We start from the raw sequence: 25,728 nt of genomic DNA, 5'->3' as shown, positions 1-25,728 counted from the left end.
TTCACCGCACCGCGGCGAGACGCCTGCGGTCGGCGCCGAGCCGGGCCAGCGCCAGATAGGCGCTCATGTAGGACGAGACCATGCGCTCGAGCGAAAACCGCCGGCGCGCCTCGCTTCGGCACGTCTCGGCATCAAGGCTGGGTGCCGCGACAATTGCTTGCGCCATCTCGTCGACATTGTTGACGATAAAGCCGGTCTTGCCGTGCTCGACCACTTCGGGAAGCGCACCATTTGGAAAGGCGATCACCGGTGTGCCGCAGGCGAGTGCTTCCATCGCGACCAGCGAACTGGTCTCGGCGGCGAGGCTCGGAACGACTAGGCAGCGTGCTGCATTGAGCAAGCGCCGCTTGGCGGCGAAGCCGAGCGGACCGAGGAAGCAGCGCCGACGATCGAGGCGGGGTTCGACCTCATCGCGAAAGTACTGGGTATGCGTCTCGTAAGGATAGACCCGCCCGCCGATGACCAGCGGCACATCAGCCTGCCTGGCGGCATCCAATGCCAGGTGTATGCCCTTTTCCGGGCAGATGCGGCTGAGCACGACGGCGAAGTCGCCCCTGGGCCGCGGCTGGTTCAGCGCGTCGATATCGACACCATTCGGGATCGGGGCAACCAAGCTTGCGTCCGGCGGTGCGGTTCTTTGCTGGGCTGACGAGACGGCGTGAAGCCAGAGATCGTCGCGCCCTGGGCGCAGCGCCCCGGCCGGGTACCAGTCGAGCGGCAGGTGAAGCGTCACCAGGGTCGGACCGTCGGCAGGCAGGTAGGCGTCGAAGTCGATGCCATGCAGGTGAACCACGTCGATCGGCCATTGGGCGCGGGCAGCGGCGATCGCGGCGCGATGGGACTCCTGTGCCCGGTTTTTTGCTGACTGGTCGAGCACGCCGGCTTCGGCGGGCGTTTCCACCAGAGTGCCGCTTGCACTGGAACCCTGGCAGCCGATGACGATGGACCGGTGACCGGCGCGGGTCAGGGCCTGATCGAGCATTGACAGCACCTGCTCGGCGCCGCCAACGGCGTTCGGTCCCACCGGCGCGAGAGGATAGGCAACATTGAGCACTGTGAGCGTCATGGCTGGTCGAGCCGGAGCGCCTCGTGAGCACGGGCGCTTGCATGCAGCCAGGTGCCGGGCTCGAAACCCAGCGGCAGCGATTCATAGTAGAGCCTGCCATCGTTGGGCAGCTTCAGGAAATCATAGGTCGGCGCCAGCCGGAAACGCTCGGTGCGGGTCGAGAACGGCGCCAGCGTCCGCTGCTGCGTCAGGTGGCTGGCCAGCATGCGCTGCTTTTGCTGAAAGGCCGCTTCGGTCAGGCAGACCTCTATGCAATCACTGCCGGTGCCGCTGGCGAAATCCTGAAATACCGGGCCGTCCGGGCCAGCCGAATAAAAGGCCATTTCGATGATGGTGGGCACGGGCCGGCGGTCACGGCGCAGAAGATGGCAGGCCGCGTGAACGGCAAAAGCGGTCGCGTCGTGGTCGGGATGGCCTCCCTCGAAAGGATGTGTGCAGACGAAGCGGATGTCGGGTTCGCAAACAAGGCAGGCGAGTTCCTGCGCGAGCGCCACGAGATTCGCCGCAGCCTCCTTGTCGGGATAGCCAAGAGCGGTCAGGCCCGATGGCGATATGCCGGCCGCGGCCAAGGCTTCCGTCAGTTCCGCACGGCGGGCATCGGCATAGTCCTGCCATGTCTCGAAACCATGCGCTTGCGCGTCGGCAAGATCGCGTGGTGCTCCGTCCGTGACATGGACGATGCGGCATGACCGCAGTCCGGCAAGATGCCCGCCGATGCCGATCGTCTCGTCGTCCGGATGCGCGACGACGACCATGATGGCGGAGCCATGTGCTGCGTCACTGCCCGTCAACAGGGCCGCGAATTCGCCCAGGGTTGCCGACGGTTGATGCATGGGGGCCTCACGCTGCCGAGGCTCGCCGCTTCGACGTGGAAGCCACGCCGGGCGCGTAGCGGCGGATCATGGTTGCACAGAATTCGGCGAATTCCTCCGGCACCAGCGGCGGACTGGTGTGGTGAGGCATCATCCCGCGATGCTCTGGCGTGAAGCAGAAGGTGACGGTCACGTCGAAATCGGCGAGCGCTTCCATCTGTCGGTCGAACCAGTTCAATGCATTCGGCCTGAAACTGTCGGCCCAGGAAAGTCCGGTCCGCATATTGGTGACCCCGAGCCGCTTCATCCAGGCGACGGCGTCGTCCAGCCGCGGGTCCTCGAAATGAAACCACTGCACCAGCCCCATCTCGGGCGTATGGCGCAGGAATTCCTCCAGTGCCGGTTTTGGCGTGCCGTCCTGGCGCAGCAGCCCCATATGGAAGTGACGATAGTAGGAGGAGCCTTCCGCTTCGCGATGGCGCGTTGTTGCTTCCCATTCGCGCGGAAGATCATAAAGGCTGTACCACTGGATGCGCGGAGCGTTGCCGAGCAGCAATTCAGCGGTGCGCCTGAGGCCCCAGACCTGGATCTCGTCGGCGCCGAAGGTCGATACGCCAACTTCGCTGACCCAGATCGGGAGATCGGTGACGGCCGCGATCTCACCGATCTTCTGTGGCCATTCCTGGATCTGCCACAGGTTCCAGTCGAGCGGAAAGCCATGCACCGCGACGGCATCGACGTGGTCCAGCAATCTGAGTTCCTTCATGCGCGTGACGAAGCCGGGGTCGATCGGAGAGATGCCGCCGAGCACCTTGGTCAGGGCCGGGTTCTCGGACGCTATCGCATCCGCCGACAACATTGCCATGGCGGCGAAGCGGCTCCAATCGGGGTCGAGCTCGGGATCCCAATGCGATTTGTTGTTGGGCTCGTTCCAGATCATCGCGGCTTCAATCATGGATCTGTCCTTTCGACGGGTAGACGGCGCCGCCGCCGGCCGGATCGCCGGCGGAACGGCAAAAATAAACCTCCTGCTCGGGGTGCAAAAAAATCTCGAAGCCGGCGCTGCGCAACATCGCTTCGGTGCAGGCGCGGTTGGGAATCCACCAATTGGTCGGATCGTCGGCATATCGATGTTCGATGAAATGCAGTTTCGGAAATTCCGGCCGCTCGAACAGGTCGTGCGTCCAGAAATGATAATTCTGCTCAAGCGCAGGCAGATCGGCGCTGCCGCGTTGCATGGACTGGAAGATCATCAGGTCGCCGGCGACATGCCCGCGGATCAGGTCGAGCGCGAGCAGGGGATGGCGCAGGTGGTAAAGAACCCCCATGAACAGCACGATGTCGAATGTCTCGCGCAGGGCGCCGACGTCATAAACCGAAAGCTTCTGGAACTCGATGTCGCAGTCCGCGATCTCGGCGGCAAAGCGCGCCTGTGCCAGATAGGCCTCGTCGAAATCGATGCCGAGGACGCGACCGGCGCCGCGCCGTTTCATTTCGATGGAATAGAAACCGGCATTGCAGCCGATATCGAGCACGGACTTGCCGGACAGGTCGGCTGGAATGGCATAGGCGAACTTGCGCCATTTGACCAGCGGGTAGTTACCGAGAAAATGGTCCGGAGCAGTTTCGACGCCGGCCAGTTCCATGTTGTGGAACCATGGGCCGAGGGCATCGATACGGCGTTGGATTTCAGCATGGGAATGCAGCATGGCTAAGCTCCTTCGCCCGGAACGGCATGCGAATGTGCCGTAGGCGCGATCATCGTGGGCCGGTGCTGTTTGGACGCAGCATCGTCGTCGAGCAGCCGAAGGGCCGCGCGATAACCGTTGAAAGTGCCGACATCGACATAGGCGGCCCCTGCCTTCACCCCATACGCCTGACCGCCCGCCGTCAGGTAGGCGTTGATCAACGTGCCGATATATTCGTCATAGCAATCCCGCTCGCGCCAGAGTGCCGCGAGCTGGTGCAGGACATGGCCCGGCATCTTGAACGCGCCCCATATCCAGTTCGTCGCCGCGTCCTGCCGCTTGACCTGGATTTCCCGCACCCGGCCCTCCTCGTCGAGAACCACGGCATCGAAGAATTCCGGCCGATCCACCGGGAAGAGCAGGAATGACAGCCGGTCGTCCGGCAGACGGCAGAAGCCGTCTTCGGGAAACCAGATCGTATCGGGAAGCCCGATCAACACCGTCTCGTCCGGTGCGACGAGGGGTGCTGCCCGGAAGATGGCGTCGCAAAGGCCAACAGGGTTGGGTTGTACCACGAACAGAGCGGTCGCCGCTCCGTAGCCCGCGGCATAGTATTCGAGAATGTCGGATTTACCCGATCCGATGATGAAACAGACCTTGTCGACGCCGGCGCGCACCATCCGCCGCACCAGGTACTCGCTTACGGCACATGGGCGCTCTGTCTGTCCATCGATCCGGCTCCCGACCGGCAGCAGCTCTTTCGAGAAGCCGAGCGGTTGAATGCGGCTGCCGCGTCCGGCAGCGGGCACGATGCCCAACATCAGACTGCTTCCTTCATCGGTTCGCCGGCAGACCTCTGCAAGGCTTCGTTCAGGATGCGATCCAGTTCCGCCGCGCGCCGCGTGGATGTGTGTTCGTCCAGAACCCGTTCACGCGCACGGCTTCGAATTGCATCGAGCTCCTGCGATGGCAGTTTGAGCGCCGCGATCACGTCGTCTGTGTCGTACGCCAGCAGGATCTCGCTACCGGGTTCGAAGAAACTGCTGAGGCCCGGCCAGGTGTCGGTGACGATCGGCACGCCGCATGCCGCTGCTTCGAACAGCCGGCCCGAAGGGCACCACCCCTTTTGCGCCATCGCCTCGCGCGTCACATTCAGCGTCAGGCGGGACGACGAAAAGAAGGCTGGATGATCTGCCGGCGGAAGATGCCTGACGAAGAAGATGTTGTCGCTCCACGGGAATTCCTGTGGATATTGTGCACCGCCGATGATGAAGCGGTGGTCAGGCAGGAGTGCGGCCGGACGGACCAGCAGTTTCTCGACGCCGGCCTGGCGATCTGCCGCATAGGTCCCGAGATAGGACAGATCGCCCGCAAATTCCGGCCTAGGTACTGCCGGCCGGTGTTGGTCGGGATCGACATGGCCATAGAGCGGCACCACGTGGCGTGCACCGAGGACCGACTTGAGTGCATCGATTGCCGAGCCGCCCGTGTAACTCAGGACGAGATCGAAATCGGCAAGGCCCTCGGGCCCGAAATAGGGTGGGCGTTCACCTTGATCGAGGCGCGCCAGAGTGACCGGAGTGTCCAAGTCGTAAAAGACGCGCAGCCCGCGGCATGCCTGCTGCGCCAGGCGCGAAGCGTCCACGGCGTCGGGACAGTAGGAGGTAATGATGACGACGTCGGATTGCTTGATCGTCTGCTCCGCGACCCTCCGGATGTCCTCCCAGTCGGGGTAGAGCACGATATTGCCGCCATCCAGTTGATCGAGGTCCCGCGCACCGGCATAGTAGGGGGTGTTGCGCTCGAAAAAGGTGATGGACCAGCCGTGCCGGGCCAGCGCGCGGATCAGGCCACGCCACAGGGTGGCGTGGCCGTTTCCCCATGAAGACGTGACGGTGAGACCGAAAATGACCATCTGCATCCGGCAAGTCCTCGTCAGGCAAGTTCGTTCAGACGGATGAGCTTTGCTCCCCAGTCTCCGGACACGATCGTCGTGATTGAGGCGGGGTCGATATCGAAGCGAAAACTGTCGCCGACGGGCAGACCAAGCACATGGCAGACGGCTGCCTTGATCACGTCGGCATGGCTGATCAGCGCGACGCATTGATTCTGATGCCGCTCGCGAGCCTGATCCATCAGCGAGACGATACGCTGTTGGACATCCAGCATGGTTTCGCCGCTTGGGGTGCTTGCTTCCTGCCGCCGGCTGTTCCACGCCTGCCAGCCGGCATCGCCGTTCAGCTCCTCGAACGTCTTTCCCGACCAGATGCCGAAGTCGATCTCGTCGAGTTCGGCGCAGATCGCGATTTCGCCGACATTACAGGCAGTCGCGATCGGCTTGGCGGTTTCCTGCGTGCGCTCGCGTGGGCTGCACCAGATAGCGGCAATCGGCTCGCGGGCCATGCGGCGGCCAAGATGCGCCGCCTGAGCCCTGCCGGATTCGCCAAGGCGAACTCCGCCCATCCGTCCGGCCAGATAGGAGCCGACATTGTCGTGTGCCGCGTGCCGGATCAGGAAGAAGGTCGTCGTCATTCCGCGGCATCGAGCATAGGCTCGTCCCTGCCTGTGATGAATGCGAGCGTGCGCTGCCGAGCTTCGGCATCGGTGAACTGCTCAGGCGGAGACTTCATGAAATAGCTGCACGGACCGGTCAGCGCGCCGGCGATGCCGCGGTCAAGCGCCAGCTTGGCGCAGCGCACGGCGTCGATGACCACGCCGGCCGAATTGGGCGAATCCCAGACTTCCAGCTTGAGTTCGGCGTTGAGCGGCACTCCACCGAAGGTCGTGCCTTCAACCCGGATGTAGGCCCATTTGCGATCGGTGAGCCATGGCACATGGTCACTGGGGCCGACATGAATGTTGCCCGGCTCCAGGGGAACATCGAACTGGCTGGTCACGGACTGCGTCTTCGAGATCTTCTTCGATTCCAGCCGCTCGCGTTCCAGCATGTTGAGGAAATCGGTGTTGCCGCCGAAGTTCAACTGATAAGTGCGGTCGATGCGGACGCCGCGCTCGCGGAAGAGATTGGCCAGCAACCGATGCACGATTGTCGCGCCGACCTGGCTCTTGATATCGTCGCCGACCAGCGGCAGCCCGCGTTCCTCGAAACGCAGGCGCCATTCGGGCCGTGACGCGATGAAAACCGGTATGCAGTTGACGAAGGCGCAGCCGGCCTCGAGGGCGCATTCGGCATAAAAGCGCGTCGCTTCCTCCGACCCCACCGGCAGGTACGAGACGAGCACATCGGCACCGCTGTTCCGCAGGATTTCGCTGACATTGGCAACCGGCTCCGGCGCTTCCTCGATTTCCGTGCGCAGATATTTGCCGATGCCGTCCAACGTGGGGCCACGCTCCACGCGAACCCCGGTTGCAACCGCATCGGCAAAACGGAACGTGTTGTTCGGGGCGCTGTAGATCGCATCGGCCACGTCGCACCCGACCTTGCCCTTGGCGACATCGAACGCACAGACGACCTCGATGTCGTCGACGTGGTAGCCGCCGAGATCGGTATGCATCAGCCCGGGGATCGGCTCATTGCCTTTTGCGTCTCGGTAATAGGAAAGGCCTTGCACCAGGGAGGATGCGCAATTGCCTACACCGACGATACCGACACGAACTTTCTTCGATCCCACGAAACTGCCGTCCTGTGCTGTCCAAGGTAAGTTCCTGGGCCCGAACCGTCAGCTTGCCGGAATGTTCCTTGGCATGTGGAAAAATTGCGCGCGGCAGGATGGATCAAAGCCGCGCATGCCGCGTTGGCGCACGGCGAGCTTGGAATCGGTGGATGATCGTCTACGGCGACCACAAACGAACGGAAGACGCGCGACAGCTTCGCGAGGCTGCAAGCGAAATGGCTGAAAGCCTCGATTGCAGGCCCTGTGGCATTCAACGCCACGCTGCGCTGGTAGGGTTGTTCGTCAAGGTCTCGGAACTGGTCCAGGCACTGGCCGATGTCGAGTTCGAGGTCCGCGGCGGGGACACCCCTTCGCCGAGGCAGCGGCAAGGTGCCAAGCTGCTGGTCGGCCTTGCGGCGGAAGTGGCGAGGTCCTGGCGAAGCGGCTTCACAGTGACCGGCGCCGTCGATCCCATGCTGAGGCATATGCTGGCCGCGCTCGACTGCCGGGGCAAGGTTCTTACCGGCACGGCCGAGGGATACGCGCATTATGCGCTCTATCCTGAAAGCTATCTCGGCGCGGCGCGGGCATCAGGCCTCGACGCGAATACATGCGTCATCGGCATCCGCAGCATTGGCCTCGGGCTTGCCGCCCTGGTCGCCGCGGCGATCGACGCGCCGGTACCCATCAGCGTGCGCCCGATCGGCCATCCTTTCCGCAGGTATGTCAACGCCGACCCGGAATTGATCAGCGCCTGGAGGGACAAGCCCTCGGCTTGCTTCGCTGTCGTCGACGAGGGCCCCGGCCTGTCGGGCAGTTCGATGCATGCCGTCGTCGCATGGCTGCGGGGGCTGGGCATCGATAGGGATCGCATTCACCTGTTCCCCAGCCATTCCCGCGGTCCGGGTGCCGAAGCCTCTAAGGAGGTTCGTGAGACATGGTCGGGTTGCCGCAAACATGTGGCGCGGGCCTTCGAACGCGCCTTCCCGGGCGGCGCGCAAATGCCGACGCTACGCGATTGGGTGGCGGAGGCTGCCGGCAGCCCGCAATTGGCCCTGACCGAAATATCCGCTGGAGAGTGGCGAAACCTCCACTACGCCGAGGAGAGGCTCTGGCCGCCGAGTCAACGCGGCATCGAGCGGCGAAAATTCCTGGCGTCCGCGGGACGCGATCGGTGGCTCGTCAAATTTGCCGGCCTCGGTCAAACCGGGCAGCGCAAGATGCAAACCGCGGAGATGCTGCACGAAGCCGGCTTCGGACCGCAGGTCGTCGGGCTTTGTCACGGTTTTCTGGTTGAACGGTGGGCCGACGGCAAGACAATGGATCAGGCAAGCCTATCGAAAGACAGGCTTGTCGCGGAGCTCGCACGCTATCTCGCCTGGCGTGCGGCTAATCTGGGAACTCCGGAGCCCGGTGCTCCATTGCCGGAACTCGTTGATATGGCCGTCTACAATGGCGCCGAAGCTCTTGCCGAGCGGTGCGCGGCGGAGCTGCGGAACTGGTTCTCGAAGCAAAGCCCTGCGCAAGCGCTGCCACGGGTCGAGATCGACGGAAGGCTTCACCCGTGGGAGTTTCTCGTTTGTGCCGACGGGACGTTGATCAAGACGGATGCCGTCGATCACTGCCGGGGACATGATTTGATCGGCTGCCAGCCCATAGAGTGGGACATTGCCGGCGCTCGCGTCGAATATGGATTTTCCGACAGCGAGCTAGCGACGTTGGTCCACCGCATGGAAGCCGGGGAGCGGCTCAATATCGATACCGGCCTAATTGACTATCTCGAACCTTGCTACCTGGCGTTTCAACTGGGACTCTGGGACGTTGCTGCCCGATCCGAGCATGGCCCGGAGAAGCCAAGGCTGGTAGCTGCGGCAACGCGGTACAAGAAAGGGCTGCTACGCTTCCTGGAGAGGTCCGGGCCGTGACGATCAGTCCAGTCTTCGCAGCATGTCCGCTTCGCGTTCGAGAATGGTGGCCACTTCCTCGCGCTGCAGATGCGTCATCATCAGGCTGACGCAGCACTCGAGATAGGTGATGGAGGCCCGTCGCAGAAAGGCAGCCGTCTCTCTTTCCGCAATCTGCTCGATATCCTTTGCGGATCGTTTGGGTTGCACAGGTCCGTTCTCCATAGCGGGATCTCATCGTCAAACCCCGAGCTTGCCAGGATGTTCCGCGCAATCCGCAAAAGTGCGGCAGGAGGCATGACCGTGCTTAAGCGGTCATGCCGGAACACGTGGCTGCGGCGGCCTGGCCTCAGGCCGGAAGGTCCTGCAACCTGCCCGATCTTGCGTTTGTCGCAATAGCTGTCATCCGGCCGTCGATCTCGCTGGTTTCGAGATTGGAGAAGTATCCGATCGTCTGCATCAGCCCTTGCCTGAGGGGCACTTTCGGCGTCCAGCCGAGCAGCGCCTTTGCACGCGAGATGTCGGGCTGCCTGCGGCGGGGATCGTCTTGCGGCAAGGGCAGGAATTTCAGATCCGATTTGGTTCCGGTCATGTCTCTCACCATGGATGCCAGTCGCATGATGGTGAATTCTCCGGGATTGCCCAGGTTGACAGGTTTTCCGGGATTGGGGTCGAGATCCATCAGGCGCATCATACCTTCGATCAGATCGGAGACGTAGCAGAAGGACCTTGTCTGCAACCCATCACCGAATATCGTCATCGAGCGCTTCTCAAGCGCCTGCATGATCAGGTTCGAGACGATGCGGCCGTCGGCGGGGTCCATCCTGGGACCGTAGGTATTGAAGATGCGAGCCACGCGAATATCGGCTTTTGCTGCTCTCAGATAATCGAAGCAAAGCGTTTCGGCGGTGCGCTTGCCTTCGTCGTAGCAGGCGCGCGGGCCGGTGAAGTTCACATGGCCAACATAGTCTTCCCGTTGCGGATGTTGTTCCGGGTCGCCATAAACTTCACTTGTCGACGCCTGCAGGAATCGCGCATTGTTGCGGGCGGCGAGTTCGAGCAGGTTGAGCGTTCCGATGACGCAGGTGCGTGTCGTGTGTATCGGATCGGCCTGGTAGCGCGGCGGCGAAGCAGCGCATGCCAGGTTGAAAACGCGATCGACCGGCTCGCCGAGGTTCAGCGGCCGGCAGATATCCTGCTCGATCAGCCGGAAGCGCGGCTGGTCCATGATCGAGACGATGTTGTCCATGCGGCCGGTAAGGAAATTGTCGACGCAGATCACACGCCAGCCGTTGCGGAACAACGTTTCGCAAAGATGCGAGCCGAGGAAACCCGCGCCGCCGGCGACAAGCACTGTCTTCGCCCTTCGCGCTTTTCTTGTTTGCCGCATCGCTGTTTTCTCCTGTCTTTCAGTCATGCTGCGGTTCCGATATCGAGATCGATCATCGCCGCTCTCGGTCGTGTCAGCAGCGACACGAATTCGCGGGCCCTGGCCGCACCGGTATGTGCTGCCAGGACGAGTTCGCGCGCCCGGCCGGCCATGGCGAGCCGGGCGCGCTCGGATTCCCTGAGCAGGATATCGACGATGTCATCCGCCTTGTCGGCCGTGCGGATCGCCGAAGCAGGAAAGAAGCTGTCGAGACCCGGCCAGCGATCGCTGATAATCGGCGTGCCGCAAGCGGCAGCCTCGAAAAGCCGTACGCTGGGCGACCATCCGGCGGCGATCATCGATCTGCGCGTGACGTTCAGCGTGTAGCGCTGGCGGCTATAGAATGCGGCATGGTCGGCCGGCGGCAAATGTTCGATTCGTTCGACATTCTCAGGCCAGACGATGTCGGACGGATATTGCGAGCCGGCGACGACGAAACGGCGCTCCGGCATGCGCCGTGCGGGCTCGAGCAACAGCGCGTTGAGCGTTGCCTGCCGGTCGGTGCTGTAGGTGCCGAGATAACCGAGGTCCCAGCCGACTGGGTCGGCGGTTCGGTGATGCCGTTGCGGATCGACCGAACAGTAGAGCGGTTCGGCACGGCGCGCACCGAAATCCTGCGCCAGTCGGCCAAGCGTCGGCCCGCCGGTGAAGGAGAAATAGACATCGAAATACGGAATCTGGCGCCGACTAAGATAGTCGCATTCATCCGTCGAAAGCTTTGCCAGGGTCACCGGCGTGTCGATGTCATAAAAGCAGAGCGCCCCTTTGCAGAGCGCCGCGGCAATGTCGATGACCGCGCGCCCCTCCGGAACGAAGGACCCGACGACCACGACATCGGCCTGTTGCAGGCGTCGTGCCCAGTCCTGTTGTAACTCCTGCGTCGTTTCGTAGTAGCGCAGAGTGCAGAAATCGGGATCGCGCAAGTCGCGGTGATTGGCATACCACGGCACGTTGCGCTCCAGGAAGGTCACGCGGTGACCGAGTTCATGCAGGCCTTTCAGCAGGCCTCGAAATGTCGTGGCGTGGCCGTTTCCCCAGGACGAGGAGAGGGACAGGCCGAGAAAGACGATGTTGAGCCGCTTGGTCATTACGCCGCCTCCACGGTCCCGCGCTCGAAGTGCCGCCTCAAGACCGTATCGGTCACGGCCGCTCTCATGGCGTAGGTATGTTCACCGCGGACGCGGCGCAGCGCGGACGCGCCGATCGCCTTTGCCCGATTGGGGGTCAAGGTGCGCATGATTTCGGCGACATCGCCGCCGTCGCGCGCGACCAGGATCTCCTCGCCGGGTTTCAGGAACAGTTCGACGCCCAGCCACGCATCCGTGATGAGGCAGGCACCGGCGCCCGCCGCCTCGAAAACCCGGGTGGCGGGCGAAAAGCCGTTTGCGGCCATGCTGTCGCGGCTGATGTTCAACACGGCCTTCGGGGTGACGTTGAAGGCGTTGTGGTCGCGGGTGCCGACGTGGCCGAGCCAACTGACATTGGCGGGAAGCGGCTTGTCGCCCCAGCCCGATCCGCCAAGCAGGAAACGCTGCTCCTGCAAACGGCTGGCCGGATCGAGAAAAAACGCCTCGACGCGCGCCTCACGGTCCGGCAGCCGGTTTCCGAGGAAAGCGAGGTCGCAAGCAAAACGCGCCTGACTGGCGACTGGATGATGCGTTTCAGGATCGAGCGCATTGTAGATCGGCACGCATTCCTTCGCTCCCATGGCGCGATAGGCCCAGACCACGGGGTCGCCGCCGCCATAGGTCAACACAAGATCGATTTGCCGCAGCGCGGCATGCAGCGGATGGTCCGGTTCATCGCGCAATTGGCCGAGCGTCGCCGGAGCATCCACGTCCCAGAACACGACGAGCGCGTCAGGACGCGCGTGATCGAGCACGGCGCGCAGCAGCGCCTCATCCTCGAAACCGACGCCGCTCGCCTTGACGACGATATCCGCCTCGGCGGCGCACGCCGCCACCTGCATCAGCGCGTGCTGGGTCGCCTCGTACACGACGACGGCGCACCAATCCGGCGCCTCGATGTCGCGGTTGTTCCGGCGGTCATAGACGTCAGGTTCATAGAAGGTGATTTCGTAGCCGAGTTGGGAAAGCGCCTTGAGCAACCCACGGTAATAGGTAGCGGCGCCGTTCCAGTAGGACGACAACAGGCTCGATCCATAAAAAGCGATCTTCATTCAGCAGCTTCCTTTGCGGCGGTCGGATTGGTGATGTGTTGAGGTCCGCATTCGGCGAGCACGCCGAACAACTCGTCCACGCGGTGCCGGCATGTGTGCCGCAGGCGGATGGTCTCGAGACCAGACGCCGCCAGGGAGGCAGCGAAATCCGCGTCGCCGAGTACGGCCCGGAGGTGTCGCCGCATCTGGGAGCCATTGTCCGCGAACAGGAAATCGACGCCTGGCCTGAACAGTTGCTCGGTGTCGGACCACGGGGCCGAAATCAGCGGAATGCCGCAGGCGAGCGCCTCGAACACGCGGATGGTCGGAATGCCGGGCAGGCCTTCCCGATAGGGGCGGCGCGGAACATGCACCGTGACACGATGCGCTGCGAACGCCTTCGGCACGTCGGCATTGGCGATCCAGCCTTCATGGCGCAGGCCGGCGGCTGCGAGATCGGCGAGCGCCTGCCTGGGGTAGCGCACGCCATGAACGGTGGCATCGAGGCCGAGTTCGTGCACCGGCTCGATCAGAAATTCCTTGAGCTCCGCGGTACGCTCGTCGTCGCCCCAGTTTCCAATCCAGATCAGATCGGAGGTCGGGCGGATCTCAGGATGCGGTCTGAACAGGCGGTCGTCAGCCGCCTCGTGCCAGGTGAAGACGCGTTTGCCCCACCCGGCGCGCAGGTAGCTCTCGCGCAGGGCTTCGCCAAAGGCGAGGACGCCGTCGTAATGCTCCAGCCGGAGCGCCGAGATCGCCTCGGTCGCCGACACGGCGCGGTGGTGGGTGTCGTGAAACAGGAGGATAAAGTTGCCGCCGTTGGCCCTGGCGCGACCAAGGCGCGCGACGAGGTCCGGCTCGGTCCATTCATGGACGACCACCACGTCCGCATCGGCGATCCAGGCCTCGTGGTCGAAGCCGGCATCGTAGGTCACCGGCATCAGCTCGGGGAAATCGTTCCTGAAGCGCTCGATGGCGAAGGAGCCCTTCTCGGCCAGCAGATTCGAGCGGCTCCAGCCGTTCGCCGGCTCCAGCGCGATCGCCTGATGCTGGCGCGCGACCAGCTCCCGCATGACGCCGCGCAGGAAATGTGCGTTGCCGTGGTTCCAGTCGGAAACGACCGAATGGGTATAAAACAGAAAGCGCATGATCAGCGCTCCGCCATCGCTAGGGCCGCTTTGTCGTAGACGTCGCGCATGGCCGTTGCCTGCCTCGCCAGCGAAAACCTGCGGCTCCGGCGCAGGGCTGCCCGTCCGAGCTCCCGCCTGTGCTGCGCATCCGCGGAGAGACGGTTGATGCAGGCGGCGAGGTCGTGCGGGTCGCGCGCGTCGTAGAATAACGCGGCCCCGTCCCATAACTCGCGGTAGGTGGCGATGTCGGATAGAACCAGCGGCGTCGCCGACATGGCCGCTTCCAGCGTCGCCAGGCCGAACGGCTCGTAGAGCGATGGCGACACGAAGATTCCGGCGCGTGCCATCAGGGAGCGCATCTCATCATGCGGTAGCGCTCCGAGAGCGACGGCATGGCTGAAGCCGGCGCGCTGGCCGTCCGGACCTAGCGTGGAACCGGCTGCAAAGACGGGCCATTGCGTTATCGACGCGGCCTGGTCGATCACCGCGGCGTTCTTGGCTTCATCCCACCAGCGGGCGGCGGCGAAGACGAGCGGTTGACGCTTTTCGGCTTTCGCTACCGGGCGGGCGCCGTTGGCGACGACATTAAGATGCGCGATTTGTCCATAGCAGGTTTCGAGCATGCCGGCGTGGCTGTGGCTCGGCGCGATGACGGCGTCGGCCCTGTCGAAGCCGCGCCTGTTGCGCTGCCTCTGCCAGTCCCATGCGCTGTCCACCGCCTGTCCCTTGACGGCATGGAACCATGTGACCACGCAGGAATGCGAGACCACCACGACAGGGCAGGGCGCATCGAGCCCCACTGCCTGCGTCGGCGCATTGAGATGAACAAGGTCGATGGCGTGGTCACGAATGGGCGCATGCAGCTCCCCCGGCAACGCATCGAGGTCGCTGGCATTGCGGGTCATCCAGTCCGGCGGCGTGTTCAGCCAGCTCAGTGTCGCCAAGGACTGTGCTTCTTCGGCCTGTTGCGTGGATGGTTCCGGACCGAGACCGGCGAGCAAAACGCTGTCCCCGCCATCCACGAATTCCCGCGCCAGATCAAGCGCGTACCGCCACACGCCGCCCACGGCATCGACCGTCATCAAGATGCGCCGCGAACGCGGGGTCAGTGTCCGCAACATGTCGCCTCCAGTTCCGCCAGCGGACGCGGGCGCTTCTCCTGGATGTCGCTGAATTTTTGGAACGAGGCGAGATAGTGTTCATGCGCGCGCTCCCACGCGATGTCATCGGGCTCGCCCCAAAGCTCGCGATAGCTGGGCGAACTCGGGTAGGGATAGAGCGGTACCGGCTCATTGGCCCATACGCCGTTGTCGATCAGGTGGTTTCGCCAGTAGTCGACCAGGGCAGGGTCATCTTCGACCACGCCGATCAGATTGGCCTGGACGAACGGAACATGGCGTCTTGCATCGACGAGCAGCGCGGCGAGTTCCTCCGTGCCCAGGCGGCAGCGCTTGGCCAGCATGGCCCGGCCCTCCACTGTCAGGCTTTCGAGGCCCGCTTCGATGGACACGCAACCGGCCGCGCCAAGCAATTCCAGCAGTTCGGGCTTCCACAGGTCGATGCGGGTCTGTACGCCGAATTTCACATCACGGTCGACCAGTGCCTCCAGCAAGGCTTTCTGCGGCAGGAAAATCTCGTCGATGAAGTAGATATAGCCAACACCTTGGGCGATCAGCCGGTCTATTTCCGTCACGACCGCCTCGTGGTTTCGGCGGCGATAGGCATCGCGGAAGTCCATCTTGGCGCAGAAGCTGCAATTGTAAGGGCAGCCGCGCGACGCCTCGACTTCCGCGCCGAACCCCACCTGGTGGTCGTCGAACCTGTGATGGTGGTGCGCGTGCGCGGCGATCCAGTCCGATGGCCATTCGAGCGGCGGATGGTCGATGAACGAACTGGCGTGGACACCGCCGTTCGAGATCAGCCTTGCTTCGCTAAAGTAGGCGGTTGACGACACCGCACTCCAATCATCGCGCCGTGCAAGGTCGGCCACGACCTCCTCGCATTCGCCGCGCACGATGATGTCGACGCCGAGCTTGCGCAGCGTTGGCGCCGGTGTCGCCGAGCCATGCGGCCCGACCGCGACGGTGCGCCCGCCCCGCCCGGCAAGGCGGTTGAGAAAATCGGCCGGCACGCGCAATTCCGGCGGCGCGCAGCGCCAGAACAGATAGGTCGGCGCGGTGGTGACGACCGTCATTGCCGGCGCGAACTCGGCCACCCGTTCGGAAAGGCTGGAATTGTCAAGCTTCTGAAGCTGTCCGTCCAGCATCAGCACCTCATGGCCAGCCCGTTCGAGCAAGGCTTTCGAGTAGCCGAGTTCCAGGGGTAGATGCGGTTGGCGGCAGCCGAAATAGATGCTGTCGTCGTAGGTCCAGAATGGGTTGACCAACGCGATTTTCATGCGACGTACCTCTCGGCTTCGGCGTGGGGTTCGAGCCGGTGACGCTGCAACCATTCGGCGAGGTCGCGGATGCCTTCTCGCCACGAAACATGCGCCGTCCAGCCAAGCGTGGTTTGCATCTTTCTCGTATCGGCGACGAAGAAGGGCTGGTCGCCCGTCCGCTCTGCCTCATAGCGGATCGACAGTGCTCGATCCGTCAGGCTGCCGATCTCGCTCAACAGCATGCGCAGGCTGAGCGCATTTTTCGGTCCGCCGCCGAGATTGAACGCCTGGCCCGTGATCGTCTCGATCCGGTCGAGCACGGCCCTGTAGGCTGCAACTGCATCGGAGACGTGCAGGATGTCGCGCACCTGCCTGCCGTCGCCGTAAATGGTTATCGGCCGCCCCGAAAGCGCGCAAAGCAGGAAGTGCGCAACCCAGCCCTGGTCCTCCGTTCCGAACTGGCGCGGGCCGTAGATGCAGCTCATCCGCACGACCGCCGTCGGCAAGCCATAGGACTTGGCGTAGTCGAGCACGTACTGGTCGGCCGCGCCTTTGGAGCAGCCATAGGGTGTGCAAAAGTCCAGGCTGCGGCCCTCGCCGATGCCCTCGGTGCGGATCGCAGGGTGGCAGGGCACATAGCGCTCGCCCTCCGGGCGAACCGCAATGTCGGGGAGGCTGCCGTACACCTTGTTGGTGCTGGCGAAGATCACCGGGATCCGTTCGCCGCTCTGTCGCGCCGCCTCCAGGACGTTGAACGTTCCTCTAAGGTTGATGTCGAAATCCTCGCCCGGCCGAACCAGGCTGGTGGTAACGGCGGTCTGCGCGGCCAGGTGGAATATGGCTTTCGACCCCGTGAGGGCCGAAGCCAAGCCGTTGGCGTCGCGCACATCGACGGTTTCCACGGTGAGGCGGCTTCCATGCTTGTGCGACAACCATTCAAGGTTCTGTTCGACACCAGCGCGACTGAGATTGTCGATCACCAGCACCGGCTCGCCGTCCGACAACAGGCTGTCGGCGAGATTGGACCCGATGAAGCCGCTGCCGCCGACGATGGCGACAGGTGCTTCGCGACGGTTGCGTCTACCCGGCTTCATGACACCAGCCCGCGTTCTTCGAGCTCGCGTTTCATGTCGGCGCCCCGATCGATGGCAATCGTGTTGCGCACCCAGGAAACAAAGTCGCCGAGCGAATTCTCCAATTGCCGCCCCGGCTCGAAACCGAGCAATTCACGCGCCTTGGAAATATCGGCGAAGCAGTTGCGAATGTCGCCGGAACGCGCTTTGCCGAGCAGCTCGGGTGAGCGGTCCGGCGTTCCCATGGCCTCGGCCAGCAGGCGCGCGACATCGCGGATCGCATAAGCCCGGCCGCTTCCGATGTTGATGACGTGGCCTTTTGCCTGGCGTTGCTCCAGTGCCAGGCGAAAGGCGCGGGCGACGTCACGTACATGAACGAAATCGCGCTTCTGCTGGCCATCTTCGAAGATCATCGGCCGCTTGCCGTTGGCCAGACGCGAGGCGAAGTTGGCCAGCACGCCGGTATAGGGGTTTGAAAGCGCCTGTCCGGCGCCGAAAACGTTGAACAGGCGCAGCGCCACCGCATCGACGCCATAGGCTTCGCCGAAGATCAGCACGGCGCGTTCCTGGGCATATTTCGTCAATGCATAGATGGAGGCGAGATCGATCGGCTTTTCTTCGTCTGTCGGCAACGGCGAGAGAGGTTCGCCGTCCGCAGACAAGGGATTCCACTGTCCGCCTTTGAGATCGTTGGCCTTGCGCCGGGCGTTGCCGATGCGCCGGCCGTCGGGCGTGGCGTACAGACCTTCGCCGTAGACGCTCATCGAGGACGCGACGACGATCCGCTCGACCGGGTGCTTGATCAACACCTCGAGCAGTGTTGCAGTGCCGAGATCGTTGGCGCCGACGTAGCGGGCGATCTCGTACATGGATTGGCCAACGCCGACTTCCGCAGCCAGGTGAACCACCCCGTCGACGCCGTTCAGCGCCTTGGTGACGGCTTCGCGATCGCGCACGTCGCCCTTGATCAGTTCGGCTCCAGCGGGAAGGTTGACCGCTTCGCCTGCATGCACCTGATCCAGCAATGCATCTAGGATGCAAACCGAATAACCGTGATCGGCGAATTCTTGTGCGACGTGGCGACCAATGAAACCACAGCCCCCTGTGACCAGTATACGTTTCACGACAACTCCTCGGACTGGTGACCTCGGCGTCCCCAACTTCTCGGCAAAAGCTTTGTTCCCTGGGCATCAACAAAGTTCTCCTGGCGGTTTCATTCGACAGCAGGCGCATCGCACCGCGCGACGGGTGCTGGAACATTGCCTGCCGTGTGCTGTTAGGACGCTCAACAGTTGCCGCGGTGCGTGCGCGGCGAGAGAGCAGGTCCAAAGGAGATTTCGATGTCGCAATCGCAGACGACCACCAATCACGAAGAGATTCGCAAATGGGCCGAGGAGCGGAACGGCCGGCCGGCAGTGGTGCGAACCAAGGGCGAGGGCGGCATCCTGCGGATCGATTTCGGCGAGCCCGAGGAGGCATTCGAACCAGTCGAATGGGATGAGTTCTTTCGGATATTCGATGAGAACCGTCTGGCTTTTCTTTACCAGGCCAACACCGGCGGCGGGCAGACCAGCCGTTTCAACAAGTTCGTCGAGCGTGACCAAAAGGGCTGACCGAGGCCCGGCCGGCGATCAATCGGAAACCTGGTTCGGCTCAGTTCAGAAGCCTTGCGCCGCTGGACTTTGCCAAATCGCGCATGATGGCGTTAAGCCAGTCTTCGGTGGACTGGCCGATCCGCCTTTGGTCGATGTCACGGATCGCTCGCTCAAGCGTCCTTTCGACAAGCCGGTCGGAGGCTTCCACATCCCCCAGCAACAGACGTGCCGCAAGCCTGAGTTTGGGCAGGAGCGAAAACACGTCGTCCGGCGAACTTGGCACAAAGCCGCTCGCCGCAGCCGGGCTTTGCGGCGGGAAAAGAGCATTGAATACAGCCCCGCTGCCCGAGGATTTTCGCAGGTTGCTGGCATGCCGGAGATGTTCGGGAATGGCGATATCGCTGTCACCGCTGAAAAACACGAACGGCACGCCGCGGCGCATCAGTTCGTCCGCGATCGGAAAGACCCGTCGCCCGTTGAGGTTGACGTCGAGGATGGCAGCCTCGGCCAATTCAGTGTGCAATGATGCTTGTTCGACCGTCGCTGCCGGTCCCAGGATGATCGCACCCATATTGCTGAAATAACGGGCGAGATCTCCGGCTACCATCCATTCGTCTTCGACGATCAGAAGATGCACCCCTTGCAGATCGCGCACCTCGTCATCCTTTCTCGACCGATATCTCGTGGAAACAGTCTCCCTGGCCGAGCCTGCTGGCGTTTCAGCACGAGCCCGGCCGAAATCGTCGAGCAATTCCACGCCGCTGACTCCATGTGCGTCGGGAGCTTTGTTTCAGAATGGACGTTTGGTCATTGAACACGTGAACTCCAAATTCAACGCCATCCGTCGCGACTTGTTCCGTATCTCCGCCGCGCCTATGCTTACCTGCTGTCCGCCTGCTTCATAAGTGATTTCGCACACAGGTGCCGAAAGGGGAACTTCCAGTGACAGCCCAGTCGAAAAGATTTCCCATCGTTGGCGTCGGCGCGTCCGCCGGCGGGATTCCGGCGATGGAAGGGCTGTTCAAGGGTATGGCCGATCAGCCCGGCATGGCGTTCGTCGTCATCACTCATCTCAGCCCCAAGCGAGAGAGCCTGTTGCACGAGGTCGTCGGCCGCTACACCGAAATGGCGGTCGAAATCGCGGCGGACGGCATGATCGTTCAACCAAACCACGTCTATGTCATGCCGCAGAACGTGACCATGACCATCGACAAGGGAATGCTGCGCCTGCGCCGGCCCAATGGGTTCAGCCAGGAGCGCAAACCCATAGACATCTTCTTCAGCGCACTTGCCGAAGACCAGGGCGAACATGCCGTCGGCGTCATCCTGTCGGGCGGAGATTCCGATGGAACCTTGGGCGCCAAGGCGATCAAGGAGCATGGCGGGCTCACCGTCGCGCAGATCTCCGACGGCTACGGCCCGCGCAACCCCGATATGCCGCAGAGCGCCATCACCAGCGGACTTATCGATATAGCCGCGCCCGCCGAGGAGATCGGCACGAAACTGGAAGCCTTCACGCGCGGCTTCGACGCGTTGAATGGGTTGGCGGAGGAGGATAGCGTCCGCACGGCGGGTATGGAAAAGGTCCTGTCCCAGATCTACGGCATCCTGCGCAGCCACTCAGGCCATGATTTCTCGGGCTACAAGACCAAGACGTTCCTGCGACGCATCAAGCGGCGCATGCAGATCGCGCAGATGCAATCCATTGGCGCATACGTGGAATGGCTGCAGAAGGACCCTCGCGAGGTGATGAACCTTTTTCGCGACCTGCTGATCAACGTCACCAACTTCTTTCGCGATCCCGAGGCCTTCGAACTGCTCGAGCGAAAGATCGTACCGCAACTCTTCGAAGGCAAGACCGCCAACGACATCATCAGGGTGTGGATTCCCGGCTGCGCCACAGGCGAAGAGGTGTTCTCCATCGGCATCCTGCTGCGCGAACATGTGGAAAAGCTCCCGGTCGTTCCGCGAATCCAGATATTCGCGACCGATATCGACGAACCGGCGCTGGCGGTGGCGCGGGCAGGGCGCTATCCTGAAGCCCTGCTGCAGGGACTTTCCCCCGAACGCCGCCAGCGGTTTTTCAATGGCGACGGGGACACCTATGTCATCAGCAACGAGATACGGGAGCTGTGCATCTTTTCGCCGCACAGCGTCGTTCGCGACCCGCCTTTCTCACGCATGGACCTGGTGTCGTGCCGTAACCTGCTGATCTATTTCGGCCCCGCCATTCAGAACCGGGTCATTCCTATTTTCCATTACGCCCTGAAGCCCGGCGGTTATCTTTTCCTCGGCACCTCGGAGAGCGTCGGACAGAACGACGATCTGTTCGCTACCGTCGACAAGAAACATCGCATCTTCCAGGCGCGGGAGCATGCCTCGCCGCATGTCAGGCTGCCGGCCCTGATCGGCGATGGCCGTTCAGGCGCATTCCCGTCCGAGAGCACTGGCTTGAGGAAGGGAGCCGCCGGTTATCCCCTACGCCAGGCGGTCGAGGCGCAGGTGCTGGAGCGCTTCGCCCCCCCGCATGTGCTGGTCAACGCCGAGGGCGATGTCGTCTACTACTCAGCTCGCACCGGCAAATATCTCGAAGCGCCGCAAGGCATTCCCAGCCGGCAACTGTTGACAATGGCGCGCCGTGGGCTGCGACTCGACCTGCGCGCCGCGCTGCGGGAAGCGACGTCGACGCGCCGGACCGTCATACGGGAAAATCTCACGGTCGAGGAGGATGATGAGCGGATCCAGCCGATCAAGCTCACCATTGAGCCGCTGGCGGAACGCGACAATGGCGAGCCGCTCTATCTCGTCCTGTTCGAACCGTCGGGACCTACGCAGATCCGCACAGACGAAGGCGGCAGCCATGACACCGACAGCACCGCCGATCTGGAGCGAGAACTGCGCGATGCGAGGGAGCGCCTGCAATCGACGATCGAGGAATATGAGACCGCACTGGAAGAGGTGAAATCGTCCAACGAGGAACTCGTCTCTGTCAACGAGGAGGCCCAGTCGACCAATGAGGAACTTGAGGCCTCGAAGGAGGAAATGCAGTCGCTCAATGAGGAACTGAACACTATCAATGCCGAGTTGACGAACAAGATCGAGGAACTCGATCACGCCAACAGCGATCTGCGCAACCTGTTCGAAAGCACGGAGATCGCGACCATTTTCCTCGATCGCAATCTAGTGGTGCGGACCTTCACGCCCGCGGCTTCGTCGTTCTTCAGTCTGCGACCCTCCGACGTCGGCCGGCCGCTGACGGACCTGTCGAGCCAGTTGGAGTATCCCGAGTTGAAGCAGCATATCGCCGAGGTGTTCGAGACAGGCGAGACCCTGAACCACCACCTTGCGCGCGACAGCGCCGGGCGGTTTCACATGGTCCATATCAATCCCTATCGGGACAAGAGCAACCGCGTTCAGGGTGTGGTCGTGACACTGGTCGACGTCACCACTCTGGCTCAGGCGGAAGAACATCAGCAGGTTCTCATCTCTGAGCTCAACCACCGGGTCAAGAACATGTTGGCGGTGATCGTCAGCATTGCGAGCCGCACGCGGGAGAAATCCGTGTCGAAGGATGAATTCGCGGAAGCCTTGATCGGACGCTTGCATGCGATGTCGCGGGCCTATGGATTGTTGAGCCGGAAAAGCTGGAAGGAAGCTTCGGTCAGCGAACTGCTTCACCAGGAACTCGAACCGTTTGGCATTGAACGGTTCGAACTGAACGGCCAGGAGATAGAACTTGGACCGCAACAGGGCCTTTCCCTTAGCATGGCCGTCCACGAACTGGCCACCAACGCGGCCAAATATGGCGCTCTTTCCAAACCTCGTGGCAAGGTGGTGGTGATGTGGTCGATCGCTGACGACATGTTTACGCTTACCTGGCGCGAGAAGGACGGTCCCCCTGTCAATGAACCCGTCGGCAGCGGCTTTGGCCTCACGCTGCTGCAGGGAGAGATCGGCTACAGGCTTGGCGGCCATGTCGAAACCGTTTTTCGCAAGGAAGGCCTCAACGTTCAGATCGCATTTCCCGTTAACCGGAAGGAGGGGTCGTGAACGACGGACCGCGCGTCCTGGTTGTCGAGGATGAATGGCTGATCGCGGAAGACACCGCGTTAGTCCTGCGTAGCGCCGGTTACCAGGTGGTCGGTCCCGCGCCTTCGGTAGCGGCGGCGCTTCGTCTCGTCGGCTCGGACAAGATCGACATGGCGTTGCTGGACATTCAGCTGAACGGTGAAACGAGCCTGCCCCTCGCGGAGACATTGCAGGCGCAGGGTGTTCCCTTCGCCCTCATGACGGGATTTGGCGCGCGCGACCTACCGGCATCCTTTCGCGACTGCAAATTCGTGCCCAAGCCGGCGACTGAAGCAGCTATCCTGGCTGCGCTGGCCGACCTGGGGTCGCTGCGCGACGTTTCGCGTTGACGGGCACTCGAAGGGCGCCACAGGATCAGTCCAAGGGCTTGTCCGTCGGTCGCGGAGTCGTGCTGGGCTGACGGGGACGACCGGCATTTCGATTGGCTGTGGGATTGTCCAGGGGAGGGGCTGAAGGGTGAGATCCTCCGGCAGTCTTCGGCGTCGGCGATTTCGCCCCTGCGTCCGTATCACCGGCGTCTCGCCTCGGGTGTGGCAAACCATCGGTGTTCGGAGACCGAATAACGGGTTTCGAGCGAGAATTCTCGTTGGCCATGGCGGCACCCTTCTTCCGAACCGAACTCAGCGGGTCAATCGCCGACACAACAGAAAGTTCCGAACTGCCAATGCCGATCGGGCGGGCGTCCAACGGATGCCGGGAATGACACAGCTCTTGCCTCTGGAATTGCGACATCTCAGCCATGCGGCCGCATAACCACCTTGATGCAACCATCCTGCTTGTCTCGGAAGGTCTTGTAGAGGTCCGGCCCGGCTTCGAGCTCGGCTCTGTGGGTGATGACGAAAGACGGGTCGATCTCGCCATTCTGGACCTTGGCCAGAAGTGGTTCGAGATAGCGCTGGGTATGGGTTTGGCCCATTCGGAAGGTCAGCCCCTTGTTCATCGCGGCGCCGAACGGGATGTGATCGACCAGGCCGATATAGACGCCGGGAACCGAGATGGTGCCGCCCTTGCGGCAGCAATAGATCGCCTCTCGCAGCACATGCGGCCGATCGGTGCCGAGATAGACGGCGGCCTTCACCTTGTCGAGCATGGCGTCGGCGCTGGCGCCGGGGTCGGATTCAGTGCCGACGCAGTCGATGCAGCGATCCGGGCCGCGGCCGTCGGTCATCGCCATCAGTGCGTCGTAGATATTGGAATTGCTGAAGTCGAGCGTCTCTGCTTTGCCGTGTTCACGCGCCATGGCCAGCCGCTCCGGCACCTTGTCGATGGCGATGACGCGGCCGGCGCCGAGCATCCACGCGCTCTGGATGGCGAATTGGCCAACCGGGCCGCAACCCCATATCGCGACCGTATCGCCCGGCTCGATGCCGGCGTTCTCTGCCGCCATGTACCCGGTCGGGAAGATGTCGGAGAGAAACAGCACCTGTTCATCTTCCATTCCCTCCGGCACCTTGATCGGACCGACATCGGCGAACGGAACCCGCAGATATTCCGCTTGTCCGCCCCAATAGCCGCCGACAAGATGCGAATATCCGAAAAGGCCGGCCGGCGATTGACCCATCGCTTCGGCGGCCTGTTTTGCGTTGGGATTCGAGCGGTCGCAAAGCGAAAACAGCCCGTTCTGGCAAAACCAGCACTCGCCGCAGGAAATGTTGAACGGCACCACCACCCGGTCACCCTTCTTGAATTTCGAATGGCCCTGACCAACCTCCACCACTTCGCCCATCGTCTCGTGGCCAAGCACGTCGCCCGATTTCATCGTCGGCATGTAACCGTTCATCAGGTGGAGGTCGGAGCCGCATATGGCGCAGCAGGTAACCTTGATGATCACGTCGCGGTCATCCTCGATGACGGGATCGGCCACTTGGTCGCAGCGTATGTCGCCTTTGCCGTGCCATGTAAGGGCTTTCACGATGTTGCTCCTGAGTTTCGAGGGTGCGTTTCATTGGTGAGACGCGCGTTTCTCGTGCGTGGCGCCGGAGATGCCGCCGGTCAGTCCTGGGACGCCGAGCCCGGCGCAGCCATCTCGCGGTGCTGTTCGGCCAGCGTACCCGCTGGCGTGACATGCGCAGCGGCGACCTGCAGCTTGTTCTTCCAGCCGCTGACCACCTGTTCTTCGCCAGTCATCATCGCTTCGTAGCCGGCCTTGGCAACGTCGGCCGGATTGTCCTTCTCGTCGGTGCCGACCTTGGTGTCCATCATCTCGGCGCGTTCGAAGAAGCGTGTCTGCGTGGCGCCGGGCATCAACACGGTCACCGTGACGCCGGTGTCCTGCAATTCGTGACGCAAGGCGATCGCGAAGGAATCGATGAATGCCTTGGTGCCGTTGTAGACGGCTTGGAAAGTCCCGGGCATGAAACCGGCGATCGACCCGGTGAAAAGAATGCGCCCGCGCCCGCGGCGAGCCATCTTGGCGCCGAGTTCATGCGCGAGATACACCGTTCCGGTGATATTGGTGTCGATGATGCGCCGGATCTTCCCCCAGTCCTGGTCGACGAAGCCATTGCCGAGCCCGCGTCCAGCGTTGAGAAACAGCAGGTCGATGTCACGCTCGCTAATTCGGGAGATCAGCCGATCCACGCCTTCGACGGTCGCGAGATCGGCCTCGACGGCTTCGACTGCGATGTTATGTGACCCGAGTGCCTCGGCGGCCTGCTGGATTGCCGGTTCATCAGCCGCAACGACGAGATTGTAGCCATCCTTCGCGCAGAGTTTCGCAAGTTCCTTGCCTATGCCGCTCGAGGCGCCGGTGACCACTGCGAGTTTTGCATCCGTCATGATTTCCTCCGT

At 62.6% G+C, this 25,728-nt stretch carries 24 protein-coding genes; 4 read left to right on the top strand and 20 right to left on the bottom strand.

What is annotated here, in order from left to right; all coding sequences use genetic code 11:
• Position 1: 1 nt before the first annotated feature.
• From LB547_RS21330 to LB547_RS21295, 8 genes are read right to left on the bottom strand one after another with little or no spacing between them, the layout of a single operon-like run.
• Positions 2 to 1,066: a glycosyltransferase family 4 protein gene (locus LB547_RS21330; RefSeq protein ID WP_140561687.1), complete on the bottom strand. Its 1,065-nt coding sequence runs from the start codon at positions 1,064 to 1,066 to the stop codon at positions 2 to 4.
• Entirely contained in the window at positions 1,063 to 1,899 is an 837-nt protein-coding gene (locus tag LB547_RS21325; protein WP_140497388.1) for a PIG-L deacetylase family protein, read from the bottom strand. The genes LB547_RS21330 and LB547_RS21325 overlap by 4 nt, the downstream gene beginning before the upstream one ends.
• 7 nt (positions 1,900 to 1,906) lie before the next feature.
• Positions 1,907 to 2,833, bottom strand: a complete 927-nt coding sequence (locus tag LB547_RS21320) for a beta-xylosidase (protein WP_140497390.1) — start codon at positions 2,831 to 2,833, stop codon at positions 1,907 to 1,909.
• Entirely contained in the window at positions 2,826 to 3,587 is a 762-nt protein-coding gene (locus LB547_RS21315; RefSeq protein WP_140497392.1) for a TIGR04290 family methyltransferase, read from the bottom strand. Before LB547_RS21315 ends, LB547_RS21320 begins: the two co-directional genes overlap by 8 nt.
• Before the next feature lie 2 nt (positions 3,588 to 3,589).
• Positions 3,590 to 4,387, bottom strand: a complete 798-nt coding sequence (locus LB547_RS21310) for a sugar phosphate nucleotidyltransferase (RefSeq protein WP_140497394.1) — start codon at positions 4,385 to 4,387, stop codon at positions 3,590 to 3,592.
• Entirely contained in the window at positions 4,387 to 5,487 is a 1,101-nt protein-coding gene (locus LB547_RS21305; protein WP_140671955.1) for a glycosyltransferase, read from the bottom strand. The genes LB547_RS21310 and LB547_RS21305 overlap by 1 nt, the downstream gene beginning before the upstream one ends.
• Positions 5,488 to 5,501: 14 nt before the next feature.
• Positions 5,502 to 6,098 carry a histidine phosphatase family protein gene (locus LB547_RS21300; protein WP_140763668.1) on the bottom strand — a complete coding sequence of 199 codons (597 nt, stop codon included), beginning with the start codon at positions 6,096 to 6,098 and terminating at the stop codon, positions 5,502 to 5,504.
• Positions 6,095 to 7,198, bottom strand: a complete 1,104-nt coding sequence (locus LB547_RS21295; protein ID WP_140564421.1) for an inositol-3-phosphate synthase — start codon at positions 7,196 to 7,198, stop codon at positions 6,095 to 6,097. The genes LB547_RS21300 and LB547_RS21295 overlap by 4 nt, the downstream gene beginning before the upstream one ends.
• 152 nt (positions 7,199 to 7,350) lie before the next feature.
• Between LB547_RS21295 and LB547_RS21290 the strand changes: the two genes are divergently transcribed.
• Entirely contained in the window at positions 7,351 to 9,105 is a 1,755-nt protein-coding gene (locus tag LB547_RS21290; protein WP_140763665.1) for a hypothetical protein, read from the top strand.
• A gap of 3 nt (positions 9,106 to 9,108) precedes the next feature.
• On the opposite strand, the gene LB547_RS21285 is transcribed toward LB547_RS21290, so the two are convergent.
• The 9 genes from LB547_RS21285 to LB547_RS21245 all read right to left on the bottom strand — a co-directional run bounded on the left by LB547_RS21285 (position 9,109) and on the right by LB547_RS21245 (position 18,378).
• Positions 9,109 to 9,294, bottom strand: a complete 186-nt coding sequence (locus LB547_RS21285) for a hypothetical protein (RefSeq protein WP_140497402.1) — start codon at positions 9,292 to 9,294, stop codon at positions 9,109 to 9,111.
• 139 nt (positions 9,295 to 9,433) lie between these two features.
• Entirely contained in the window at positions 9,434 to 10,474 is a 1,041-nt protein-coding gene (locus LB547_RS21280; RefSeq protein ID WP_140525130.1) for a UDP-glucuronic acid decarboxylase family protein, read from the bottom strand.
• Between the two features lie 23 nt (positions 10,475 to 10,497).
• A complete protein-coding gene (locus LB547_RS21275) occupies positions 10,498 to 11,601 on the bottom strand; it encodes a glycosyltransferase (RefSeq protein WP_140655449.1) in 1,104 nt (367 codons plus the stop codon).
• The gene (locus LB547_RS21270; protein ID WP_140663352.1) at positions 11,601 to 12,692 is read right to left on the bottom strand and encodes a glycosyltransferase; all 1,092 of its coding nucleotides are present in this window, start codon (positions 12,690 to 12,692) and stop codon (positions 11,601 to 11,603) included. The genes LB547_RS21275 and LB547_RS21270 overlap by 1 nt, the downstream gene beginning before the upstream one ends.
• Positions 12,689 to 13,819: a glycosyltransferase gene (locus tag LB547_RS21265; protein WP_140763662.1), complete on the bottom strand. Its 1,131-nt coding sequence runs from the start codon at positions 13,817 to 13,819 to the stop codon at positions 12,689 to 12,691. The genes LB547_RS21270 and LB547_RS21265 overlap by 4 nt, the downstream gene beginning before the upstream one ends.
• Before the next feature lie 2 nt (positions 13,820 to 13,821).
• Positions 13,822 to 14,922 carry a glycosyltransferase family 4 protein gene (locus LB547_RS21260; protein ID WP_140729452.1) on the bottom strand — a complete coding sequence of 367 codons (1,101 nt, stop codon included), beginning with the start codon at positions 14,920 to 14,922 and terminating at the stop codon, positions 13,822 to 13,824.
• Positions 14,907 to 16,199 (bottom strand): TIGR04295 family B12-binding domain-containing radical SAM protein, encoded by a 1,293-nt coding sequence (locus LB547_RS21255; RefSeq protein WP_140497414.1) that lies wholly within the window; start codon positions 16,197 to 16,199, stop codon positions 14,907 to 14,909. Before LB547_RS21255 ends, LB547_RS21260 begins: the two co-directional genes overlap by 16 nt.
• Positions 16,196 to 17,275 carry an NAD-dependent epimerase/dehydratase family protein gene (locus tag LB547_RS21250; protein WP_140763659.1) on the bottom strand — a complete coding sequence of 360 codons (1,080 nt, stop codon included), beginning with the start codon at positions 17,273 to 17,275 and terminating at the stop codon, positions 16,196 to 16,198. Before LB547_RS21250 ends, LB547_RS21255 begins: the two co-directional genes overlap by 4 nt.
• The gene (locus LB547_RS21245; RefSeq protein WP_140763656.1) at positions 17,272 to 18,378 is read right to left on the bottom strand and encodes an NAD-dependent epimerase/dehydratase family protein; all 1,107 of its coding nucleotides are present in this window, start codon (positions 18,376 to 18,378) and stop codon (positions 17,272 to 17,274) included. The genes LB547_RS21250 and LB547_RS21245 overlap by 4 nt, the downstream gene beginning before the upstream one ends.
• A gap of 216 nt (positions 18,379 to 18,594) precedes the next feature.
• Here LB547_RS21245 and LB547_RS21240 point away from each other — a divergent pair, with 216 nt between their 5' ends.
• Positions 18,595 to 18,867, top strand: a complete 273-nt coding sequence (locus LB547_RS21240) for a hypothetical protein (RefSeq protein WP_140497420.1) — start codon at positions 18,595 to 18,597, stop codon at positions 18,865 to 18,867.
• Positions 18,868 to 18,907: 40 nt separating this feature from the next.
• On the opposite strand, the gene LB547_RS21235 is transcribed toward LB547_RS21240, so the two are convergent.
• Positions 18,908 to 19,606 (bottom strand): response regulator, encoded by a 699-nt coding sequence (locus tag LB547_RS21235; protein ID WP_224655943.1) that lies wholly within the window; start codon positions 19,604 to 19,606, stop codon positions 18,908 to 18,910.
• A gap of 185 nt (positions 19,607 to 19,791) precedes the next feature.
• Here LB547_RS21235 and LB547_RS21230 point away from each other — a divergent pair, with 185 nt between their 5' ends.
• Entirely contained in the window at positions 19,792 to 22,899 is a 3,108-nt protein-coding gene (locus tag LB547_RS21230) for a CheR family methyltransferase (RefSeq protein ID WP_140650290.1), read from the top strand.
• A complete protein-coding gene (locus tag LB547_RS21225; RefSeq protein ID WP_140515210.1) occupies positions 22,896 to 23,267 on the top strand; it encodes a response regulator in 372 nt (123 codons plus the stop codon). The genes LB547_RS21230 and LB547_RS21225 overlap by 4 nt, the downstream gene beginning before the upstream one ends.
• Before the next feature lie 404 nt (positions 23,268 to 23,671).
• Here LB547_RS21225 and LB547_RS21220 read toward each other — a convergent pair whose 3' ends face one another.
• Together LB547_RS21220 and LB547_RS21215 are read right to left on the bottom strand one after the other, a co-directional pair.
• Positions 23,672 to 24,850: a zinc-dependent alcohol dehydrogenase gene (locus LB547_RS21220; protein ID WP_140497428.1), complete on the bottom strand. Its 1,179-nt coding sequence runs from the start codon at positions 24,848 to 24,850 to the stop codon at positions 23,672 to 23,674.
• Positions 24,851 to 24,930: 80 nt separating this feature from the next.
• Positions 24,931 to 25,716 carry an SDR family NAD(P)-dependent oxidoreductase gene (locus LB547_RS21215; protein WP_140525125.1) on the bottom strand — a complete coding sequence of 262 codons (786 nt, stop codon included), beginning with the start codon at positions 25,714 to 25,716 and terminating at the stop codon, positions 24,931 to 24,933.
• Positions 25,717 to 25,728 lie beyond the last annotated feature (12 nt).

The organism is Mesorhizobium sp. B264B1B (assembly GCF_020165765.1).
Lineage (GTDB): Bacteria > Pseudomonadota > Alphaproteobacteria > Rhizobiales > Rhizobiaceae > Mesorhizobium.
This window is presented reverse-complemented; position numbering and strand designations above follow the sequence as displayed.

What these genes read in the sequence shown, in the direction of transcription:
- LB547_RS21280 (WP_140525130.1), bottom strand. Translation starts at nt 10,474, where the DNA reads ATGCGGCAAACAAGAAAAGCGCGAAGGGCGAAGACAGTGCTTGTCGCC.
- LB547_RS21255 (WP_140497414.1), bottom strand. Translation starts at nt 16,199, where the DNA reads ATGAAAATCGCGTTGGTCAACCCATTCTGGACCTACGACGACAGCATC.
- LB547_RS21215 (WP_140525125.1), bottom strand. Translation starts at nt 25,716, where the DNA reads ATGACGGATGCAAAACTCGCAGTGGTCACCGGCGCCTCGAGCGGCATA.
- LB547_RS21330 (WP_140561687.1), bottom strand. Translation starts at nt 1,066, where the DNA reads ATGACGCTCACAGTGCTCAATGTTGCCTATCCTCTCGCGCCGGTGGGA.
- LB547_RS21260 (WP_140729452.1), bottom strand. Translation starts at nt 14,922, where the DNA reads ATGTTGCGGACACTGACCCCGCGTTCGCGGCGCATCTTGATGACGGTC.
- LB547_RS21290 (WP_140763665.1), top strand. Translation starts at nt 7,351, where the DNA reads ATGATCGTCTACGGCGACCACAAACGAACGGAAGACGCGCGACAGCTT.
- LB547_RS21310 (WP_140497394.1), bottom strand. Translation starts at nt 4,387, where the DNA reads ATGTTGGGCATCGTGCCCGCTGCCGGACGCGGCAGCCGCATTCAACCG.
- LB547_RS21320 (WP_140497390.1), bottom strand. Translation starts at nt 2,833, where the DNA reads ATGATTGAAGCCGCGATGATCTGGAACGAGCCCAACAACAAATCGCAT.
- LB547_RS21275 (WP_140655449.1), bottom strand. Translation starts at nt 11,601, where the DNA reads ATGACCAAGCGGCTCAACATCGTCTTTCTCGGCCTGTCCCTCTCCTCG.
- LB547_RS21325 (WP_140497388.1), bottom strand. Translation starts at nt 1,899, where the DNA reads ATGCATCAACCGTCGGCAACCCTGGGCGAATTCGCGGCCCTGTTGACG.
- LB547_RS21250 (WP_140763659.1), bottom strand. Translation starts at nt 17,275, where the DNA reads ATGAAGCCGGGTAGACGCAACCGTCGCGAAGCACCTGTCGCCATCGTC.
- LB547_RS21270 (WP_140663352.1), bottom strand. Translation starts at nt 12,692, where the DNA reads ATGAAGATCGCTTTTTATGGATCGAGCCTGTTGTCGTCCTACTGGAAC.
- LB547_RS21240 (WP_140497420.1), top strand. Translation starts at nt 18,595, where the DNA reads ATGTCGCAATCGCAGACGACCACCAATCACGAAGAGATTCGCAAATGG.
- LB547_RS21300 (WP_140763668.1), bottom strand. Translation starts at nt 6,098, where the DNA reads ATGACGACGACCTTCTTCCTGATCCGGCACGCGGCACACGACAATGTC.
- LB547_RS21305 (WP_140671955.1), bottom strand. Translation starts at nt 5,487, where the DNA reads ATGCAGATGGTCATTTTCGGTCTCACCGTCACGTCTTCATGGGGAAAC.
- LB547_RS21265 (WP_140763662.1), bottom strand. Translation starts at nt 13,819, where the DNA reads ATGCGCTTTCTGTTTTATACCCATTCGGTCGTTTCCGACTGGAACCAC.
- LB547_RS21315 (WP_140497392.1), bottom strand. Translation starts at nt 3,587, where the DNA reads ATGCTGCATTCCCATGCTGAAATCCAACGCCGTATCGATGCCCTCGGC.